We start from the raw sequence: 18,624 nt of genomic DNA, 5'->3' as shown, positions 1-18,624 counted from the left end.
GTTTGTCCGTGCGATCGCCTCAGGTCAGCAGTGTATCGATTATCGGCGGCAGGTCGAGAATATATCTGTCCATCGCCAGCAAGATCGGTGCCCACGGCCCTGCCCTAACGGTGCCGCGTTCAGGCGCAGCAGCGTGCGTCAGAATTTCATCAAGTGTGTAGGGATTGTGCTACCGGTCAGGCAATGGTGTCGACCACGCCCCCATCCACGCGCAGCGCGGCGCCGGTCGTGGCCGAAGCCTGCGGCGAGCAGACATAGACGATCATGTTGGCCACTTCATCCACGGTGGCCGCGCGCTGGATGATGGAAGTGCTGCGGTGCGCCTTGACGAAATCCGCGGCCACTTCGGCCACCGGCTTGCCGGCGCGCTTCACCTCGTCGGCCAGCATTTCCTCCACGCCTTCGGACAGCGTCGGCCCCGGCAACACCGCGTTCACCGTCACGCCGGTGCCCGCGAGCCGCTTGGCGAGCCCGCGCGACACCGCGAGCTGGGCTGTCTTGGAAAAACCGTAGTGGATCATCTCGACGGGAATGTTCAGCCCGGACTCCGACGAGATGAACACGATGCGCCCCCATTTGCGCTGCACCATGCCCGGCGCATAGGCGCGCGACAGGCGCACGCCGGACATCACGTTGGTCTCGAAGAACCGCGTCCATTCGCTGTCGGGCGTCTCGAAGAAGTCCTGCGGATTGAAGATGCCGAGGTTGTTGACGAGGATGTCGACGGCCGGCACCTGCGCGAGCAGGGCCTCCACGCCTTGCACCGTGGCGAGGTCGCCGGCAAACGTGACGAGGTCCGCGCCCGATACCTCGGCGCGCAGCGTGTCCGCGGCCTTCGCCAGCGCATCGGCCTTGCGGCCGTTGAGGATGACGCGGGCGCCGGCCTGCGCCAGGCCGCGCGCCGTAGCGAAGCCGATACCGGCGGTGGAGCCCGAGACAAGGGCGGTCTTGCCCGACAAGTCGATCTTCATGGCGATACCTTCCAGGATGTGTGTCCCGCGTCAGGGGACGGAAACTCCAGAAATGGCGTAGCCGGCACGGGGCGTGCCACGGCTCGCCGACTGTGCGTTTGTACTACGAACAGGCGACGCGTGCAGGAACTGGGAGGGGACGGTGCGCGGGGCTGCGCAGCCGTGGCGCCACGAAGGCCGTGGGCCGGGAGGAGGGAGGGCAGCGGTCCGGGCAATGCCCGGACCGCGCTGTGGCGCGCGGCTTACTTGCCGCCGAGCACCGCGGCAATGGCCTTGGCCACCACCGTCACGTTGCGCTCATTGAGACCGGCCACGCACATGCGGCCCGAACGCAGCAGGTACACGCCGTGGTCTTCGCGCAGACGGTCGGCCTGATCGGCGGTGAGGCCCGTGTACGTGAACATGCCGCGCTGCGTCAGGTAGCGCGACAGCGCTTCGCCACTGACGTGGTCGCGCAGGTGGTGGTGGATGGCCTGGCGCATGCGTGCGATGCGGTTGCACATCTCGGCCAGTTCCTGCTGCCACAGCGTGCGCAGTTCGGGCGTGGTCAGCACCTTGGCTACCACGCGCGCGCCGTGCGTCGGCGGGTTGCTGTAGTTGGCGCGCACCGCACCGGTGAGCTGGCCCAGCACGTTGGCCGCCTCGGCCGCGCTGTTGCACACCACGCTCAGGCCGCCGCAGCGCTCGCCGTACAACGAGAAGTTCTTCGAGAACGAGTTGGCCACCAGGCCCGGCACGCCCTGGCGCTCCAGCTCGCGGATGGCGAACGCGTCTTCGTCCAGGCCTTCGCCAAAGCCCTGGTAGGCCATGTCGATGAACGGCAGCAGTTCCTTCGCCTTCAGCACGCCGATCAGCTGGCGCCACTGGTCCTGGTTCAGGTCCACACCGGTCGGGTTGTGGCAGCATGCGTGCAGCAGCACGATGCTCTGCTTCGGCAGCTTGCCGATGGCGTCCACCATGGCGTCGAACTTCAGGCCGCCGGTGGCACCGTCATAGTACGGATAGGTGTTGACGGTGAAGCCGGCGCGCTCGAACACCACGCGGTGGTTTTCCCAGCTCGGATCGCTGATCCAGACCTGCGACTGCGGGAAGTAGCGCTTGAGGAAATCGGCACCGACGCGCAGCGCGCCCGAACCGCCCAGCGTCTGCAGCGTGGCAATGCGGCCGGCGGCGCGGGCCGCGCTGTCTTCGCCGAACACCAGCGCCTGCACGGCGTTGCGGTAGGCCACCAGGCCCGACATCGGCAGGTAGGGGCGCGGGCCCATGTCGGCCAGCAGCGCGGCCTCGGCCTTCTCGACAGCTTCCATCACCGGCAGGCGGCCGTCGTCGTCGAAATAGATGCCGATGCTCAGGTTGACCTTTTCGGTGCGCGGGTCTTTCTGGAAGTCTTCGTTGAGCGAAAGGATCGGGTCGCCGGGAAAGGCCTCGATATGTGCAAACATGGGATTCTCAGGATTCTGGAGTCGGGCTGGGAGCGTGCGCCGCAGGGTTTGCATCGGGCGCACAGACTGAAGTGTAACCGGCGGCGCGCCATGAGGCGCCGCCGGTGTTGCCTTACTGGGTTGAGACGCTGCCTTGCAGGGCCGGCACCGCGTTCTTCTGCCGCATGCGGTAGCTGATGCCGAGCACCGCCAGCCACACCGGGATCAGGTACACCGAGATGCGCAGGCCGTCGGTCAGGTACATCACGTACAGGATGCCGCCCAGGAACGCCAGGCACAGGTAGTTGGTGAGCGGGTAGCCGAAGCTCTTGAAGCGCGTTTCCTGGCGTGCCTTGCGCTTATCGGCGCGGAACTTCAGGTGGATGATGCTGATCATGGCCCAGTTGATGATCAGGGCCGAGACCACCAGGCCCATCAGCAGCTCGAACGCCTTGCCGGGCATGAAGTAGTTGATCAGCACGCACAGGCCGGTGGCTGCCGCCGACACACCCAGCGCCGTCAGCGGAATGCCGCGCTTGCTCACCTTGAGCAGCGACTTCGGCGCATTGCCCTGCTGGGCCAGGCCGAACAGCATGCGGCTGTTGCAGTACACACCGCTGTTGTAGACCGACAGCGCCGCCGTCAGCACCACCACGTTCAGCACGTTAGCCACCCAGTTGCTGTTCAGCGCATGGAAGATCAGCACGAACGGGCTGCCGCCGGTGACGACGTTTTCCCACGGGTACAGCGACAGCAGCACCGCCAGCGCGCCCACATAGAAGATCAGGATGCGGTAGATGACCTGGTTGGTCGCCTTCGGGATGCTCTTTTCGGGCTGGTCGGCTTCCGCCGCCGTGATGCCGACGAGTTCCAGGCCGCCGAACGAGAACATGATCACCGCCATGGCCATGACCAATCCGCCCAGGCCATTCGGGAAGAAGCCGCCGTGCTGCCACAGGTTGGTGATGCTGGCCTGCGGGCCGGCATTGCCCGACATCAGCAGGTAGCCGCCGAAGCCGATCATGCCGACGATGGCCGCCACCTTGACGATCGAGAACCAGAATTCCATCTCGCCGAACGACTTCACGCTCGACAGGTTGATGGCGTTGATGATCAGGAAGAAGGCCAGCGCCGATATCCATGTGGGGATGCCGGGCCACCAGTACTGCACGTAGATGCCGACTGCCGACAGCTCGGCCATGCTCACCAGGATGTACAGCACCCAGTAGTTCCAGCCCGACATGAAGCCGGCGAAGTGGCCGCAGTACTTGTTGGCGAAGTAGCTGAAGGAGCCGGCGACGGGCTCGTCCACCACCATCTCGCCCAGTTGGCGCATGATGAAGAAGGCCACGATGCCCGCCACGGCATAGCCGAGCAGGACCGAGGGGCCGGCCATCTTGATCGTCTGGGCAATGCCCAGGAACAGCCCGGTGCCGATGGCGCCGCCCAGGGCGATCAGCTGGATGTGCCGGTTCTTCAGGCCACGCTTGAGCGTGCCGTCATTGTTGCTTTCAACCATCTGTTTTGTTTCCTCTACCCATTCTTATGGAATGGCATGCGGGGCCTGGCGTCTCTCGCTGTGGTGAGGGTGGGACGCCTGGGCCTTAAGACATCGCCGGGCGCGGGGTGCCGCGCCCGGCAACGGTGACGGGTGTGGTCAGGCCTCGACCTTGAGCGTGCCGCGCGCGATCTGATCGCGTTCCAGCGATTCGAACAGCGCCTTGAAGTTGCCTTCGCCGAAGCCGTCGTCGCCGCTGCGCTGGATGTACTCGAAGAACACCGGGCCGAGCACGGTCTTGGAGAAGATCTGCAGCAGCAGGCGCGGCTTGCCGCCTTCGGTGGTGCCGTCCAGCAGGATGCCGCGGGCCTTGAGCTGGTCGACCGGCTGGCCGTGGCCCGGCAGGCGGTTTTCCAGGGCCTGGTAGTAGTAGTCGTTCGGCGCGGTCATCAGCTCGACGCCGGCCAGTTGCAGGTTGTCGATGACTTCGATCAGGTTGTCCGTCAGGAAGGCGATGTGCTGGATGCCCTCGCCGTTGAACGCCATCAAGAATTCCTCGATCTGGCCTGCGCCCTTGGACGATTCCTCGTTCAGCGGTATGCGGATCTTGCCGTCCGGCGCGGTCATGGCCTTGGAGGTCAGGCCGGTGTACTCGCCCTTGATGTCGAAGTAGCGGATTTCGCGGAAGTTGAACAGCTTCTCGTAGAAGCTCGCCCAGTAGGCCATGCGGCCACGGTAGACGTTGTGCGTCAGGTGGTCGATCAGCTTCAGGCCGTGGCCTTCGGGGTGGCGGTCCACGCCTTCGATGAACTCGAAGTCGATGTCATAGATCGACTTGCCTTCCTCGAAGCGGTCGATCAGGTACAGCGGCGCGCCGCCGATGCCCTTGATCGCCGGCAGGCGCAGTTCCATCGGGCCGGTCGGGATTTCCACCGGCTGCGCACCCAGTTCCAGCGCGCGGGCATAAGCCTTGTGCGAGTCCTTCACGCGGAACGCCATGCCGCAGGCGCTCGGGCCGTGCTCGGCGGCAAAGTAGGCGGCGTGGCTGTGCGGCTCGCGGTTGACGATGAAGTTGACGTCGCCCTGGCGATACAGCACCACGTCCTTGGAGCGATGGCGCGCCACCAGCGTGAAGCCCATCTTCTCGAACAGCGGCTCGAGCACATTGGGGGTGGGCGAGGCGAATTCGACGAATTCGAAGCCCATCAGTTGCATCGGGTTGTCAAAGAGGTCGGCCATGGTGTCTCTCACAAGGGAAGGTAAGTGTTTTGATCTCACGCGCCGGACAGGGTGCCGCCCGGCAGCGTGGGGATAAAGGGGGGAACGGGCAAGTGCCGCAATCAGCGCGCGCGCGTCCGGGGCCGGGCGCCGTGGCGGTGGGCGTTCGGACGAGGCTGCGACGGTGAGCGAGTGGTCATGGGGCGCTTGCAGTACCGGCCGGGTGGCCGGGAAATAATATTGCGAACGGTGCGCCACGATTCTGGCTTGTGGCGCGTTCTGGCAATGTCTGGAACTCTCTTTGGCTCCTCGCTGGCATTGCTAATCTGGGATGCAGTGTATATTCTGGCCGACAAAATTGGATTTCATAACTCACGCAGGGAAACCCTGAATTACGAAATCAGATTTCATGTAATCGGACACAGGAGAAACAAAAGTGCAAGCCATCGAGCTGGACCGCACGGATCGCCGTTTGCTGGGCGTGCTGCAGGAGCAGGGCCGGGCTTCCAACCTGGAATTGGCCGAAGCGATTGCGCTGTCGCCGGCACAGACATTGCGGCGCCACCGCCGCCTGGAGGAGAGCGGCATCATCAAGCGCTACGAGGCTCGGCTGGACGCGGCCAGCCTGGGTTTCGGCGTGGTCGCGTTCATCCACGTGACCATGGAGCGCGGCCATATCCGCGACCTGTCGAACTTCAAGAGCCTGGTCGCCGAACTCGCGCAGATCCAGGAGTGCTTCTCGGTGACCGGCGACATCGACTACGTGCTGAAGGTCGTGGCCAAGGACCTGAAGTCCCTGTCGGATTTCCTGCTCGACACGCTGATGCGCATCCCGGGCGTGAGCGGCGTGAAGTCCAGCGTGTGCCTGGACGAGATCAAGTGCACCAGCGCCGTGCCGCTCGACGTTTGACGCCGTTGCGTGTGTCGGTCCGCATGTGGAATACACTCGGTGCAGAGCGCCATCGCGGCCGGACTGGCCGCCACCCAAGATGCCAAAGCCCCACATCCTGACCTACATCGATGCCGGAGCCTCCGACTGGACCGCGTGCCTGATGCGCACAATCGGCCAGCAACTCCAGTCCGGCGCCTATGAAATACGTGCGGTCATGGCATCGGACATCCGGCACGACCCCACGCTGTTCGACGACGCGGTCATGTTCGTCATGCCGGGCGGTGCCGACCTGCCATATTGCGCGAAACTCAATGGCGCGCCCAACGCCCGCATCCGGCGCTTTGTCGAGAACGGCGGCGTCTACCTGGGAATCTGCGCGGGCGCCTACTACGCCTGCCGGGAACTGGCGTTCCATGCGGGCACCCGGGGCGCGATCTGTGGCCCGCGCGAACTGAGCTTTGTCGATGCCGTCGCGGTCGGCTCGCTACCCGAACTTACCGGTGGCCGGCTCTATGACGGGACGCCGCGCACTACCGCCGCCGTCGAACTCCGGACCACCGACCGGCTGGCCGCGGCGCCGATGTCGCTCTACACGCACTACCACGGCGGCTGCCGCTTCGATTTCGGCGATGCGCCCGGTGCCGGTACGGAAGTGCTGGCCGTCTATGCGGATATTGAAGGCACGCCACCGGCAATCGTCAGTTCGCGGGTTGGCCAGGGCCGCGCGATCCTGACCGGTGTCCACCTTGAGATCTCCGATCAGGAGTGCGAGGAGGCACTGCGTGGGCACAGCGACATGGACAAGCACATGCACGTCTGCCAGCGGCTGGCCCAGACCGGCGACGCCCGGCTGGAGGTCTTCCGGCAGGTGCTGGCCCATGGCGGGCTGGCATTGGGATGACCAGTCCTGGGCTCTCAGGCGGATTCAGGCCCGCCTGACGATGCCTCAGCCAGCCAGTTCGCTGTGCAGCGCCAGATACTCCTGCGACAGCTTGTGGCGCGGATCCAGGTGGATCATCGGCGTGGCGTGCTGGTGCGATTCGCGGATCTTCACCGACGACGACAGCCGCGATTCCAGTACCGGCAGCCCTTCGCTGACCAGTTCTTCCACCAGCTTCACGGGCAGGCTGGCGCGCGGCTGGAACTGGTTGATGACGATGCCCTCGACCTGCAGCGCGTCGTTGTGGTCCTGCTGGATTTCCTTCACGTTGTCGAGCAGCGTGTACAGCGCCCGGCGCGAGAAATCATCGCAATCGAACGGGATCAGGCAGCGCTCCACCGCGATCAGCGCGGACCGCGTATAGAAGTTGAGCGCGGGCGGCGTGTCGATGTAGATCGCGTCATAGACCGACTCGAGTTCGAGCAGGGCGTCGCGCAGCTTGTAGATCTTGTACCGGGATTCGAGCTTGCCATGCAGCGCGTCGAGGTCGGGATGCGCCGGCATCACATCCAGGTTCTCGAACGGCGTGGCGTGGATGAAGGCGTTCAGGTCGACCGGCTTGAAGCTGTAGGTCAGCGAGGACTCGAAGAAGTTGGCGGCGGTCGGGCTGGCTTCCGCGGCCTTTGCGCCCATCAGGTACTGGGTCGAATTGCCTTGCGCGTCCAGGTCGACGACCAGGGTGCGCAAGCCTTCACTGGCGCTGATCGCGGCGAGATTGCATACGATGGTCGACTTGCCCACGCCACCCTTCTGATTGAACACGACGCGCCGCATTTGCCCCTCTGGAGAAAATCGTTTTAGAGGGCGAAAGCATACCCGAACTGGATGGCCTCCGGACGTGGTGCGTGGGGTCTGTGGGCAGGCGTTGACACGTGGATTCCGCCGTGTCAGGCGGGGCCTGTCCGGCACGGTCAGCGCCGGAACCACAACATCGAGAGTGCGCAAGCCGACACCAGCAGCAGGACCGACGCCGCGGCCAGCAGCGCGCTGACCTCGGTCTCGCGGCGCTCCAGCGCGAAGCGCGCGCTGAGTTCGCGGTACACCTGGCTCAGGTCCGCCGCCGATCCGGCCTGGAAGTATTCGGCCCCGGTCAGCGTCGCCACTGCGCGCAAGGCAGGCTCGTCGAGCTGCATGTAGTAGGACAGGCTCGACTCGGGCGAACTACCGCCCAGCGTGCCAAAGCCCACGGTATAAACGCGCACGCCACGCTGGGCCGCCATGCGTGCGGCATCCACCGGGTCCGGGCCGGTGGTGCGCCGGCCATCACTGAGCAGGATGACCGCGCCGTGCCGATAGGAGCCCGGTTGTGCTGGCGGCCGCTCCTGCGCGCGCTTGCGCGCGGCGTCGGCTGCGGCGGCTTCGTCGAGTGGCGTGGCCCGGCGTGCGGAAGAGAAAGGCGGATCGTCGTTGAAGAGGATCGCCTCGAGGTCGATGCCATCGTCGGGAAACAGCACCGCCAGCGCCTGGATCAGCCCGCTGCCGGTCGCCGTGCCGCGCTGGAGCTGGAACCGGTCGATCGCATCGAGCATTTCCTGCCGGTTGCTGGTGGGGCGCAGGACCACGGTTGCCGTGGCGGCGAACGAGACGATGCCGAGGCGAACGCTGGCCGGCAACCCGACGATCAGGTCCCGAGCGGCCTGCTGCGCGGCGCTCATCCGTGTAGGGGTCACGTCGGTGGCCTCCATGCTGCGCGAGACGTCCATCGCAAGGACCAGCGTGATGGTGTCGGACGGCAGCGTGACGGTCGCGGTCGGCCGCGCGCAGGCCAGCAGGGCGGCGCCGAGGGCAAACAGGAAGAGCAGCGGGGGAATGTGACGCCGGAGCCGTTGGCCGGGACCGAGCGCAGCGCGGGGCAGCGCGAGGCTGGCGTAGAGCAGGGCGGCCTTCTTGCGTCGCGCGATCAGGTACAGGTAAGCAGCTGCCAGCAACGGAAGCGCCAGCAGCAGCCAGAGCATCTGCGGCCAGAGAAACTGCATGCCCTGCTCCTTGGCGCATGGTTAAGAGGATGGTACTGTATTTTTTAAGGCAGCACGGGACCTCGGGAGCTAGCGATGAAGCGTGTGGCGATCTACGGATGGGTCTCGGCAGCGGTCGCGGTGATTGTCGCGTCGGTGCTGGGCCTTGCGTGGCTGTCACGGCCTTCGCAGCGGGCGCTCACGCAGGCCGATATCGACGCGGCCGTGCTGCATACGCTGCAGACCAAGAGCCTGCCATCGCGCACCGCGCGCGCGGCCGAGGCGATTCGCGAATCGGTGGTGGAGGTGCGCAGCTTCGCACCGGCCGAGCCGACGGAGCAAGCCGCGTCCGCACCACTTGCCAGGCGTGATCCGCGGGGCACGCGCCCGAAATCCTCGCCGCCATCCAGGCGCTCGCCGCCGGACGAGTTGGCCAAGCGGGATCCGCCTGCCGGCAAGGATCCTGCCAGGGGCAAGCGTGAAGCGAGCCACATCGGCTCGGGCGTCGTCGTGACCGAAAGCGGACTGGTCCTGACCAGCTACCACGTCGTCGCCGACGCCAAACGCGTCGAGGTCCGGTTCCACGACGGCCAGACTTCCGAGGCGTCGGTGCTGCAGGCCTTCCCGGAAAAGGACCTCGCCGTCGTCAAGCCGAAATCCATTCCCGACGACCTGCCGGCCGCGACGCTCGGCTCCAGCCGCAACCTGGCGCCGGGCTCCGAAGTCGTCGCGGTCGGCTTTCCGTTCGGCATCGGGCCGTCGGTGTCCGCCGGCGTGGTGTCGGGACTCGACCGGCAGTTCGTTTCGCCGGACAACAAGCAGAGCCTGGACAACCTGATCCAGTTCGACGCGGCCGCCAACCCCGGCAACTCGGGCGGACCACTGGTGAACATGGATGGCGAGGTGGTCGGGATCGTCACCGCCATCCTCAACCCTAACCAGAGCGGCACCTTCCTCGGCATCGGCTTTGCCGTGACGATCGAAAGTGCCGGCGTATCCATCGGATCTTCTCCTTTCTAGACGCGGAGGCCTATGAACGAGCAAGCCCATGGCGCAATGGACAGCGCCGACCTGATGGAGCGCCTGCTGTATGAGGTGAAGCGCGTGGTGGTGGGGCAGGACCACTTCCTCGAACGCGTGCTGGTGGCCATGCTTGCCGGTGGCCACCTGCTGGTGGAAGGCGTGCCGGGCCTGGCCAAGACGCTGACCGTCAACACGCTGGCCCGGACCATGAGCGGGTCCTTCAAGCGCATCCAGTTCACGCCGGACCTGCTGCCGGCGGACCTGGTCGGCACGCGCATGTACAACCAGGGCACCGGCGAGTTCTCGACCGTGCGCGGCCCGGTCTTCGCCAACCTGCTGCTGGCCGACGAGATCAACCGCGCGCCGGCCAAGGTGCAGAGCGCGCTGCTGGAGGTCATGCAGGAGAAGCAGGTCACCATTGCCGGCGAAACCCATCGCGTGCCCACGCCGTTCCTCGTCATGGCGACGCAGAATCCGATCGAGACCGAAGGCACCTATCCCTTGCCCGAGGCACAGGTCGACCGCTTCATGATGAAAGTGCTGGTCGGGTATCCGAGCGAGGAGGAAGAGGTCGTCATCGTCAACCGGGTTACCGGTCCCCGGATCAGCGTGAGCGCGATCGCCACGCCAGAGCATCTCGCAGGCCTGCAGGAAGAATGCCGCCGGGTCTACGTGGATCCGTCCCTGGTCCAGTATGCGGTGCGCGTGGTGGCGGCCACCCGCAAGCCGGCGAACTATGGCCTGGAAGAGATGGGGCGTTACATCGCCTTCGGCGCGAGCCCCCGAGCCACCATCGGCCTGACCGAAGGCGCGCGGGCGCTGGCGTTCCTGCGCGGCCGCAACTATGCCGTGCCCGAAGACGTGATCGACCTCGTGCCCGACGTGTTGCGCCACCGGCTTTCGCTGTCATACGAGGCGATGTCGGACGGCGCGACGGCGGACCAGCTCATCACGCGCATCCTGCAGGCGTTGCCGGTTCCGGAGCGCCCGCTCGAATCCCATGTTCGGGCGGCTGTTCGGTAAGCGCCCGGGCGCCGCCGGGGCGGCTGCCACCGAGGCCGCGCGTTCGGGCGCGGCACTCGCGAGCGTCGGCGCAAGGCAGACCGAGACGCTGTTGCGGCGCCTGGAATGGACGGTGGTGCGGCGCCTCGACGGGCTGCTGCAGGGCGACTACCGCACGCTGTTCCGAGGCTTCGGCCTGGATCTTGCCGACCTGCGCGAATACCGTCCCGGCGACGATGTGCGGCATATCGACTGGAACGTGACGGCGCGGCTGCAGACACCGCACGTCCGCGAGTTCCAAGAAGACCGCGACCTCTCGGCCTGGTTCGTGCTCGACCTGAGCGGATCGGTGGAATTCGGGTCCGGCACGGTGCGCAAGCGAGACCTGCTGCACGACTTCACCACCGTCATGGCCTTGCTGCTGACGCGCTATGGCAACCGTATCGGCGCCGTGCTCTACGGCGGGGCAACCGACGTGGACGCATCAATGATTCCGCCGCGCTCCGGGCGCCGTCAGTTGCTGCACCTGCTGGACCGCATGCACGCGACCCCGGCCGTGTGCCCGGGCGAGACCCGGCTGCGCGACCTGCTGGAGCGCGCGCGTGCCGTCGCCAAGCGGCGCTCGGTGATGTTCGTCGTCTCGGATTTCATCAGCAGCCCGGGCTGGCAGGCGTCGCTCGCCATGCTGGCCCGGCGCCATGAAGTCGTCGCCGTGCGGCTGGTCGATCCGCTGGAGATGGCCTTGCCCGACCTGGGGCTGGTCGTGCTGCAGGATGCCGAAACCGCGGAGCAGATGTTCGTCGACACGCATGATCCCGTCTTCCGCAAGCGCTTTGCCGCCGCCGCCGAGACGCGCGAGACCGAGCTGCGCCTCGCTTTCGCGCGCGCGGGCGTGGAATGCCTGACGCTCTCGACCTACGCGCCCATCGATCTGGCGCTGCTGCAGTTCACGCGCGAGCGCCGCTTCCGGCAAGGGGCGGCCAGAGGGGTGGCCGTGGGGGCAACATGACCGATACGATGAACCGGCTGCCCCTGTTCAGCTTTCTCTGGCCCGGCATGCTGTGGCTGCTCGCGTTCGTGCTGGTGCTGGCCGCGGGCTACGCCTGGCTCGACGCGCGCCGGCGGCGTGCGACCATGAACCATCCCGCGCTGAAATCCATCGGCTTCGCCATGAAGGGTGGCACGGGCTGGCGCCGCCATGTGCCGGCCGCGCTGACACTGCTGGCGCTGACCGCGCTGATCTTCGCCATTGCCCGCCCTCAGGCCGTGATGACGCTGCCGTCGCGCATCAAGACACTGATTCTGGTGATCGACCTGTCGGGCAGCATGCGCGCGCAGGATGTCCGCCCAAGCCGCATCCGTGCCGCCCAGCAGGCAGCAAAGGCGCTGATTGATGCCCAGCCGGCGGGTGTCAGCGTGGGTGTGGTTGCCATGGCGGGCGCGGCTGCGCTGGCACAGGCGCCCAGTCACAGCAGGGATGACGTGACGGCGGCGATCGAAGGTCTGAAGCCCCAGGGCGGCACAGCGCTGGGCAATGGCCTGCTCATCGCGCTCACGACGCTGCTGCCGGATACGACCAGCGACGCCGAACGCCTCATGAACGGCGGCGACGTCGAGCAGGCGAAAAGGCCGGGTGCGGCCGGCGACGGCGATCCCGCGACGCCGGGCTCCTATGCTTCGGGCGCGATCGTCCTGTTCTCCGACGGAGAAAACAACGCAGGCCCCGGCGCGGTACAGGCCGCGCAGCTCGCAGCCATGTACGGCGTGCGTGTCTATACCGTTGGCGTCGGCACGACCGAAGGCGTCGTGCTGTCGGCAGACGGCTGGTCGGCTCGCGTCAGGCTCGACGAAAAAGTGTTGAAGCAAGTCGCCGATGTCACCGGAGCCGAGTACTTCCGTCTCGAGGACGCCGCCGGCTTGAAGAAGGTGTACCGCGGGCTCAACATGCGGCTCGCATTCGACAAGCGCGACCAGGTTGAAGTGACGGCGTTCTTTGCTGCGGCTGGGGCATTGCTGGCGGCTTGTGCGGGGCTGCTGTCGTTGTGGTGGTTCGGGCGGGTATTGTAGGCAGGGGCCGAGCCGGGCTGACAATTCCGGCGCTCAGTCGTCGGTCTTGTAACGCGCTTCGAGTTCGTCGTACATCGGCTTCCTGACCAGGCGCTGGCGTTCGCTGAAGGGCGCCACGATGGCCGGGTCCTCGTCCATCTGGCCGTTCGACTGCAGGTTGCCGAGCGCCTGCTGCATGCCGCGCACGGCGCCCTGCAGTGCGGCGTTGGCGTAGAGCACGAGCCCGTAGCCAAGGCGCTCCAGCGCGTCGCGGCCTTGCACGGGGGTCTTGCCGCCGATGACGATATTGATCAGCAGCGGCACATCGAACAGGCCGGGCAGCCGCGAGATATCGGAGAGGTCTTCGACTGCCTCGAGAAAGAGGATATCGGCACCGGCTTCGGCAAAGCGGTGTCCACGCTCGATGGCGTCTTCGATGCCGTGCACGGCGGCAGCGTCCGTGCGCGCAACGATCTGGAAATCGGGATCATCACGCGCATCGGTCGCGGCGCGGATCTTGGCCACCATCTCGTCCGTGCCGACGACGTGCTTGCCGGCGAAGTGCCCGCATTTCTTCGGCATCACCTGGTCCTCGAGCTGGATGGCATCCGCCCCCGCGCGTTCCAGCGTGCGCACCGCATGCCGCACGTTCAGCGCATTGCCGAATCCGGTGTCGGCATCCACGAGTAGCGGCAGGTCAACGGCATCGCGCACCCGCGCCGTGTGCTCGGCAATGTCGCTCAGGCCCATGAAGCCAAGGTCGGGCAGGCCGAATGACATGTTCGTGACACCGGCGCCGGTCAGGTAGACCGCCTTGAAGCCGAGGTCTTCAATCACCCTTGCGCTCATGGCGTTGAACGCGCCGGGCATGAGCAGGCCCTTCTTCGATGCGACCTGCTGGCGGAATGCCTGTCTACGGGAGGAGGTGGTGGAAGTCATTGGCGTTCTCCTGTCAGTCGGGGTGCCTTTGGCAAGGCTGCCCAGGGGCGCGGCTGCGATGTCGGAGCGAGGCGGTGGAAGATGCCCGCTCCCATGAGTCCAGCGCGTCATGGGCGGCGGATCCTGTAGAGTACACCGCGTCCACCCAGCCGGAGACGGCTTTCCGCGGCATGAAGCGGGCCACCCGGCGGCCGGGGATCTGGCGTCCCGGCCAGCCCGCCGTGTTCCGGCGATTCAGGCAGCCCCCCTACTTTGGTAGGGATAAAATGCGGCGCGCTCATGCCGATATAACTGAACCATATTCACGTAATCGGAAGTTGATCGGAAATTAATCGGATTTTCTGATTTATCAATGCTTGATGGCAGGTAAACCTGCCGGAAATAAGCCACTGAAATGAAGCAGGCCTGTGCACCGTAAGGTGTGCGGGCTTTTTGTTCTCGACTGCTTAAGTCATTCGAAAACCATTTTCAGGGAACCGGATAAGGCAAGTGCCTGATTGATTCAGGTCAAGTCTGATTCGAGTACAAGCCACCCATAATCCTGCCAAGGGATGCGTCGATATTCCTTTGATAAACACAGGCAGTAATTGGGGAGGGGACAGGTGTGTGCCGTGCCGTTTGGCGGCGCTCGCCTGTTCATGCGGGGCCGGATCGAGGCATCAAGCGGCAGTGCTGGCATGCCAGCCACCTCACGTTATTGAAAGACTGAAGAATTCTATCCATGCTGAAAAAGATCAACATCGGCCCCCGTCTCATGCTGGGATTTTCCGGTGTCATGCTGCTGATGCTTGTGAATATCGGGTTGGCAATATCGAGCCTGCACACGCTCGGCGGAGAAGTCGAGAATATCCTGCGCAGCGACTGGGTCAAATCGGATGCGGCGGCAACCGTGAATGCGCGCGTCGCGGCAAATGCACGGCGCACCATGGAGCTCTTTTTCGCCGGGGACGAGAAAGCCATGGCTGAACTCCGCGCTCATGTCGACGGTAACAAGAAGGCCATCACCGAAGCCTTGCAGACGCTGGACAGCCTGGTCGTATTGCCGGAGGGCAAGGCACTGCTGGCCAGGGTCAAGCGTTCGCGTGCCGATTACGTCCAGTCATTCTCACGCGTGGACAAATTGCTGTCGGAGGGCCAGCGCGACCAGGCGCTGAACCTGCTGAAGTCGGAAACACTGCCGGTGCTCGACGCCTTGCAGGGATCTGTCGGCGAGCTTGCCCGGTTCCAGGCGAAGCTGGCGCGCGAACGCGGTACGGCAATCGAGGCGGACGCCGAGACCTCATCGCGCATCGTCATCGCTTGCGGCATCGCCGTCGCGATCCTTGGCTTGCTGATCGCGGGCTGGATTACGCGGTCCATCACCGGGCCGGTTGCGCATGCGGTGGAAGTGGTCCAGAACGTTGCGGGCGGCAACCTGACGTCGAAGATCCGCACCGAATCGCAGGACGAAGTCGGTCGCTTGCTGGGCGCGATGCAAACGATGCAGGATAACCTCAGCCGGATCGTCACCGACGTCCGCGATGGCTCCACGGCAGTGCTCTCTGCCTCGGACCAGATCGCCGCAGGCAATCTCGACTTGTCGTCCCGCACCGAAGAGCAGGCGAGTTCGCTGGAAGAGACTGCGGCATCCGTGGAGGAACTGACGTCCACGGTCAGGCAGAACACCGACAACGCGCGCCAGGCCAACCAGCTTGCAGCGTCCGCCTCGCAGGTAGCTGCCCGGGGCGGCGAGGTGGTGTCGCAGGTGGTCGACACGATGGGTGCGATCAACGAATCGTCGCGTAGGATTGCCGACATCATCGGCGTGATCGAGGGCATTGCGTTCCAGACCAATATCCTCGCGTTGAATGCGGCGGTGGAAGCCGCGCGCGCCGGCGAGCAGGGACGCGGCTTCGCCGTCGTGGCTGGCGAAGTGCGTAGCCTGGCGCAGCGTTCGGCTGCGGCCGCGAAGGAGATCAAGTCCCTGATCGACGACTCCGTCGCAAGGGTCGACCAGGGCAGCGATCTGGTGGGACAGGCTGGCAGCACCATGGGCGAGATCGTTCAGAGTGTCAGGCGAGTGACCGATCTCATGGCCGAGATCACCGCCGCCACGCAGGAGCAGAGTTCTGGCATCGAGCAGGTCAACCAGGCTGTCACGCAGATCGACGAGGTGACGCAGCAGAATGCCGCGCTGGTCGAGCAGGCATCCGCAGCAGCCCAGTCGATGCGGGATCAGGCGAGCAACCTCGCACGTGCCGTCAGCGTGTTCAAGCTGGCGCCTGCCATTCGTTAGAATGAGTCGGAAGCTGCGAGGTCGGTCGGTGTGCGAACCTTCAGACTCTGCCGCGCAGCGGCTTCAGCAGGCCCGTCAGTCCGTTGTGGTCGAGTTCGTGCATCAGCGCCAGCAGGCGGCCGATTTCGCCGGGCGGAAATCCCTCCCGCGCGAACCAGTTCAGGTAGTTGCCGGGCAGGTCGGCGATCAGCGTCCCTTTGTGTTTGCCGAATGGCATCTGGCGGGTGACGAGCAGGAGAAGGGAGTCGCTGTCCGGCGGCATGGCGGGTGATTTCGGGGCTGGGCAGGCATTGTAGCGCCACGCCGCAGGCGGACTGCGGCCGTCGGCGCATGGTCAGCCCAGGTCGAGAAACACCTTGTCCCCTTCGATCCTCACCGGATACGCGCGTATCGCCTCAGTCAACGGCGCGCACATCGCCGCACCGCTCCGCACATCAAACTTGCCCTGGTGCAGCGGGCACTCGATCTCGTGACCATCGAGGAATCCGTCGCAGAGCCGAGCATGCCCGTGCGTGCAGAGGTTGTCGGTGGCGAATACCTCGCCATCGATGCCGTACAGGGCGATCTCCCGGCCTTGTACTTGCACGGCAATCACATCGTCCTGCGGTACGCTGGCGAGCGGGGCTGCTTCGATCCAGGTTTCTGTCATGGGTTTGTCTCCTATTTTCCTGTCTAGATGGGGTAGATCAGCGAGTTGGGAATCATCTCGCTGTCGAAGATGCACAGACGCGAGGCGAAGCGCAGGCCTTCCGGCGTGCGCACGATCCTGTCGAGATAGCGGCCCGCATTGAACACGTCGCTGATCTGGTCAGGCTTGGTGCGCAGCACCACGTAGTTCGCTTCGGCGACGATGTAGGCGTCGGTGCTTTCGCGGACCAGCGGCGCGCCCGTTATGTGGCGCTGGTAATACGGGTCGTGGAACAGCGTTTCGCGGATGCCGAAGACGCGGTCCCTGAGCATGCCCTTGCTCTCGAGCGACATGGTGGCCAGCGGCAGGCCGCGTTCGAAGTTCTCGCGCGGCTGGATGCGGTAGAGGCAATCGTCGGTAAAGAAGTCGGGCCAGCGGTCCCATTCGCCCTGGTCCACGGCGCTCGCATAGTCGGCGTAAAGCGACAGCAGGGAGTGATACGTCGGGAAGTCCATGTCGTCAGATCTCCATCACTTTGCGCCAGTAGGCGTACATGCCGCGGATCAGCGTCTCGGTGACCATGTGTTCCGTATTCTCGGCGGTCCTTCCACCAAGTTCCGCGACCACGCGATGCCACGGCTTCTGCGAGAACCCTTCCTGCGAGCATTCGATGACCTCGCCGTCGTCGGCGGAGACAAAGCCGGCGGGACCGAAGAGGTTGGCCTGCCGCAGGCGGCGGCGCGTCATTTCCTCTGTGTCGTCCTCGAAGCCGAAGTGCGTCCAGACGAAGTCGAAGGAGTCCGGTCCGTTGGGCTGGATGTGGCGCGTCGATACCGAGTTCACCTGCTGCTGGAAGATCACGCTCGGGAAGACCGTCATCATCACGGCGGTCGGGTCACCCCACCAGGGCTCGTGGACGATGTCGAGGATGCGGTCGTCCTGCAGCGTCATCTGGTCCTTGAAGCTGGCCACACCTGATGTCACTTCGCCCTTGCCGCCCTGGCCGCGCGTGGAGACCATCGCGGCATGGCGGAACTGCGGGTCCATGACCAGGCGCGCCTTGTTGTCCGCGCGCCAGAGGCCGAACGTGACGAACCACGTGTGCAGCAGTCCGGGATGGTACGGGTCCTTGATGTTCTCCTGCATCAGCTTCCAGTTGCCCGGAATGCGCTGCTTGTTGTAGCCGAGGACCTTCAGCTTGCGGCCATTGAAGAGACGGTCGAAGTAGCCGAGGATCTCCGGCCCGAGGTAGTCCTCCAGCGGCTCCACTCTATGGTCGAACGAGGCGAACACCACGCCGCCGCGCGTGGCGACCTTCAGTTGCGTCAGGCCATGGTCCTGCGGCTTGAAGTCGGCAGGCATGCCGCCGTTGACCTTGCCGTCCTGCTTGACGCCACGGCGGAACGGCACGCCTTGCAGGTCGCCTTTCAGGTTGTAGTTCCACTGGTGGTAGGGGCAGTGGAAATCCTTGCGGTTGCCACTGCGCTCACGGCAGAACTTCATGCCCCGGTGTGCGCAGACGTTCTCGACGACGTTGATCCCGCCTTCCTGGTCGCGCACGAGGATGACAGAGCGCTCGCCGATCGTGGTCCGCTTGAAGTCGCCCGGATTCGGGATTTCAGCTTCCAGGCCCACGTAGTTCCAGTGGCCCTGGTAGAAGAACCGTTCCAGCTCGCGCTGGTAGAGCTGCTGGTCCGTGTAGATGCGGAACGGGATGCGGCTGATGCCGTCGTCGGCCCATACAGGCCGGTCTTGTGTGGGGTCGCTGGCCATGGATGTCGTCTCCATCGTTGTGGTGGTCCTCTGGATGTGGCGG

The 18,624-nt window shown here is 65.2% G+C and carries 18 protein-coding genes; 7 read left to right on the top strand and 11 right to left on the bottom strand.

Going from position 1 to position 18,624, the window contains the following annotated elements; translation table 11 throughout:
• Nucleotides 1–176 precede the first annotated feature (176 nt).
• The 4 genes from LDO29_RS04530 to hppD all read right to left on the bottom strand — a co-directional run bounded on the left by LDO29_RS04530 (nt 177) and on the right by hppD (nt 5,129).
• A complete protein-coding gene (locus tag LDO29_RS04530; protein ID WP_224078602.1) occupies nt 177–971 on the bottom strand; it encodes an SDR family NAD(P)-dependent oxidoreductase in 795 nt (264 codons plus the stop codon).
• A gap of 242 nt (nt 972–1,213) precedes the next feature.
• On the bottom strand, nt 1,214–2,413 hold the full coding sequence (locus LDO29_RS04525) for an amino acid aminotransferase (protein ID WP_224078601.1): 1,200 nt from the start codon (nt 2,411–2,413) through the stop codon (nt 1,214–1,216).
• A gap of 112 nt (nt 2,414–2,525) precedes the next feature.
• Nucleotides 2,526–3,911 carry an amino acid permease gene (locus tag LDO29_RS04520; RefSeq protein WP_224078600.1) on the bottom strand — a complete coding sequence of 462 codons (1,386 nt, stop codon included), beginning with the start codon at nt 3,909–3,911 and terminating at the stop codon, nt 2,526–2,528.
• A 138-nt stretch (nt 3,912–4,049) separates the two neighbouring features.
• Nucleotides 4,050–5,129, bottom strand: coding sequence for a 4-hydroxyphenylpyruvate dioxygenase (hppD, locus tag LDO29_RS04515; protein ID WP_224078599.1), 1,080 nt, complete (start codon nt 5,127–5,129; stop codon nt 4,050–4,052).
• A gap of 415 nt (nt 5,130–5,544) precedes the next feature.
• Here hppD and LDO29_RS04510 point away from each other — a divergent pair, with 415 nt between their 5' ends.
• On the top strand, nt 5,545–6,018 hold the full coding sequence (locus LDO29_RS04510) for an Lrp/AsnC family transcriptional regulator (RefSeq protein WP_224078598.1): 474 nt from the start codon (nt 5,545–5,547) through the stop codon (nt 6,016–6,018).
• Between the two features lie 79 nt (nt 6,019–6,097).
• Entirely contained in the window at nt 6,098–6,901 is an 804-nt protein-coding gene (locus LDO29_RS04505) for a BPL-N domain-containing protein (protein ID WP_224078597.1), read from the top strand.
• A gap of 45 nt (nt 6,902–6,946) precedes the next feature.
• Here LDO29_RS04505 and LDO29_RS04500 read toward each other — a convergent pair whose 3' ends face one another.
• The gene (locus LDO29_RS04500; RefSeq protein WP_224078596.1) at nt 6,947–7,714 is read right to left on the bottom strand and encodes a ParA family protein; all 768 of its coding nucleotides are present in this window, start codon (nt 7,712–7,714) and stop codon (nt 6,947–6,949) included.
• A gap of 137 nt (nt 7,715–7,851) precedes the next feature.
• Nucleotides 7,852–8,916 carry a VWA domain-containing protein gene (locus LDO29_RS04495; protein WP_224078595.1) on the bottom strand — a complete coding sequence of 355 codons (1,065 nt, stop codon included), beginning with the start codon at nt 8,914–8,916 and terminating at the stop codon, nt 7,852–7,854.
• Between the two features lie 75 nt (nt 8,917–8,991).
• Between LDO29_RS04495 and LDO29_RS04490 the strand changes: the two genes are divergently transcribed.
• The 4 genes from LDO29_RS04490 to LDO29_RS04475 are packed head-to-tail and all read left to right on the top strand — an operon-like array spanning nt 8,992 to nt 12,987.
• Nucleotides 8,992–9,915: a S1C family serine protease gene (locus LDO29_RS04490; RefSeq protein ID WP_224078594.1), complete on the top strand. Its 924-nt coding sequence runs from the start codon at nt 8,992–8,994 to the stop codon at nt 9,913–9,915.
• A gap of 12 nt (nt 9,916–9,927) precedes the next feature.
• Nucleotides 9,928–10,941, top strand: coding sequence for an AAA family ATPase (locus LDO29_RS04485; RefSeq protein WP_224078593.1), 1,014 nt, complete (start codon nt 9,928–9,930; stop codon nt 10,939–10,941).
• Nucleotides 10,919–11,929 (top strand): DUF58 domain-containing protein, encoded by a 1,011-nt coding sequence (locus LDO29_RS04480; RefSeq protein WP_224078592.1) that lies wholly within the window; start codon nt 10,919–10,921, stop codon nt 11,927–11,929. The genes LDO29_RS04485 and LDO29_RS04480 overlap by 23 nt, the downstream gene beginning before the upstream one ends.
• Nucleotides 11,926–12,987, top strand: coding sequence for a VWA domain-containing protein (locus LDO29_RS04475; RefSeq protein WP_224078591.1), 1,062 nt, complete (start codon nt 11,926–11,928; stop codon nt 12,985–12,987). Before LDO29_RS04480 ends, LDO29_RS04475 begins: the two co-directional genes overlap by 4 nt.
• A 33-nt stretch (nt 12,988–13,020) precedes the next feature.
• Here the strand turns inward: LDO29_RS04475 and LDO29_RS04470 are convergent, their stop codons facing one another.
• Nucleotides 13,021–13,905 (bottom strand): isocitrate lyase/PEP mutase family protein, encoded by an 885-nt coding sequence (locus LDO29_RS04470; RefSeq protein WP_224078590.1) that lies wholly within the window; start codon nt 13,903–13,905, stop codon nt 13,021–13,023.
• A 721-nt stretch (nt 13,906–14,626) separates the two neighbouring features.
• Between LDO29_RS04470 and LDO29_RS28175 the strand changes: the two genes are divergently transcribed.
• Nucleotides 14,627–16,180 carry a methyl-accepting chemotaxis protein gene (locus LDO29_RS28175; RefSeq protein ID WP_290369514.1) on the top strand — a complete coding sequence of 518 codons (1,554 nt, stop codon included), beginning with the start codon at nt 14,627–14,629 and terminating at the stop codon, nt 16,178–16,180.
• Between the two features lie 40 nt (nt 16,181–16,220).
• Here the strand turns inward: LDO29_RS28175 and LDO29_RS04455 are convergent, their stop codons facing one another.
• The 4 genes from LDO29_RS04455 to LDO29_RS04440 form a co-directional block, all read right to left on the bottom strand.
• Nucleotides 16,221–16,442 carry a DUF3820 family protein gene (locus LDO29_RS04455; protein WP_224078589.1) on the bottom strand — a complete coding sequence of 74 codons (222 nt, stop codon included), beginning with the start codon at nt 16,440–16,442 and terminating at the stop codon, nt 16,221–16,223.
• Between the two features lie 72 nt (nt 16,443–16,514).
• Nucleotides 16,515–16,829 (bottom strand): non-heme iron oxygenase ferredoxin subunit, encoded by a 315-nt coding sequence (locus LDO29_RS04450; RefSeq protein ID WP_224078588.1) that lies wholly within the window; start codon nt 16,827–16,829, stop codon nt 16,515–16,517.
• 23 nt (nt 16,830–16,852) lie between these two features.
• Nucleotides 16,853–17,323: an aromatic-ring-hydroxylating dioxygenase subunit beta gene (locus LDO29_RS04445; protein WP_224078587.1), complete on the bottom strand. Its 471-nt coding sequence runs from the start codon at nt 17,321–17,323 to the stop codon at nt 16,853–16,855.
• A 4-nt stretch (nt 17,324–17,327) separates the two neighbouring features.
• Entirely contained in the window at nt 17,328–18,581 is a 1,254-nt protein-coding gene (locus tag LDO29_RS04440) for an aromatic ring-hydroxylating dioxygenase subunit alpha (RefSeq protein ID WP_224078586.1), read from the bottom strand.
• Nucleotides 18,582–18,624 lie beyond the last annotated feature (43 nt).

The sequence above is a fragment of the Cupriavidus laharis genome (assembly GCF_914271435.1).
Classification (GTDB): Bacteria; Pseudomonadota; Gammaproteobacteria; order Burkholderiales; family Burkholderiaceae; genus Cupriavidus; species Cupriavidus laharis.
Note: the sequence above shows the minus strand (reverse complement) of the source record. Positions and strands in the feature narration are given on the sequence as shown.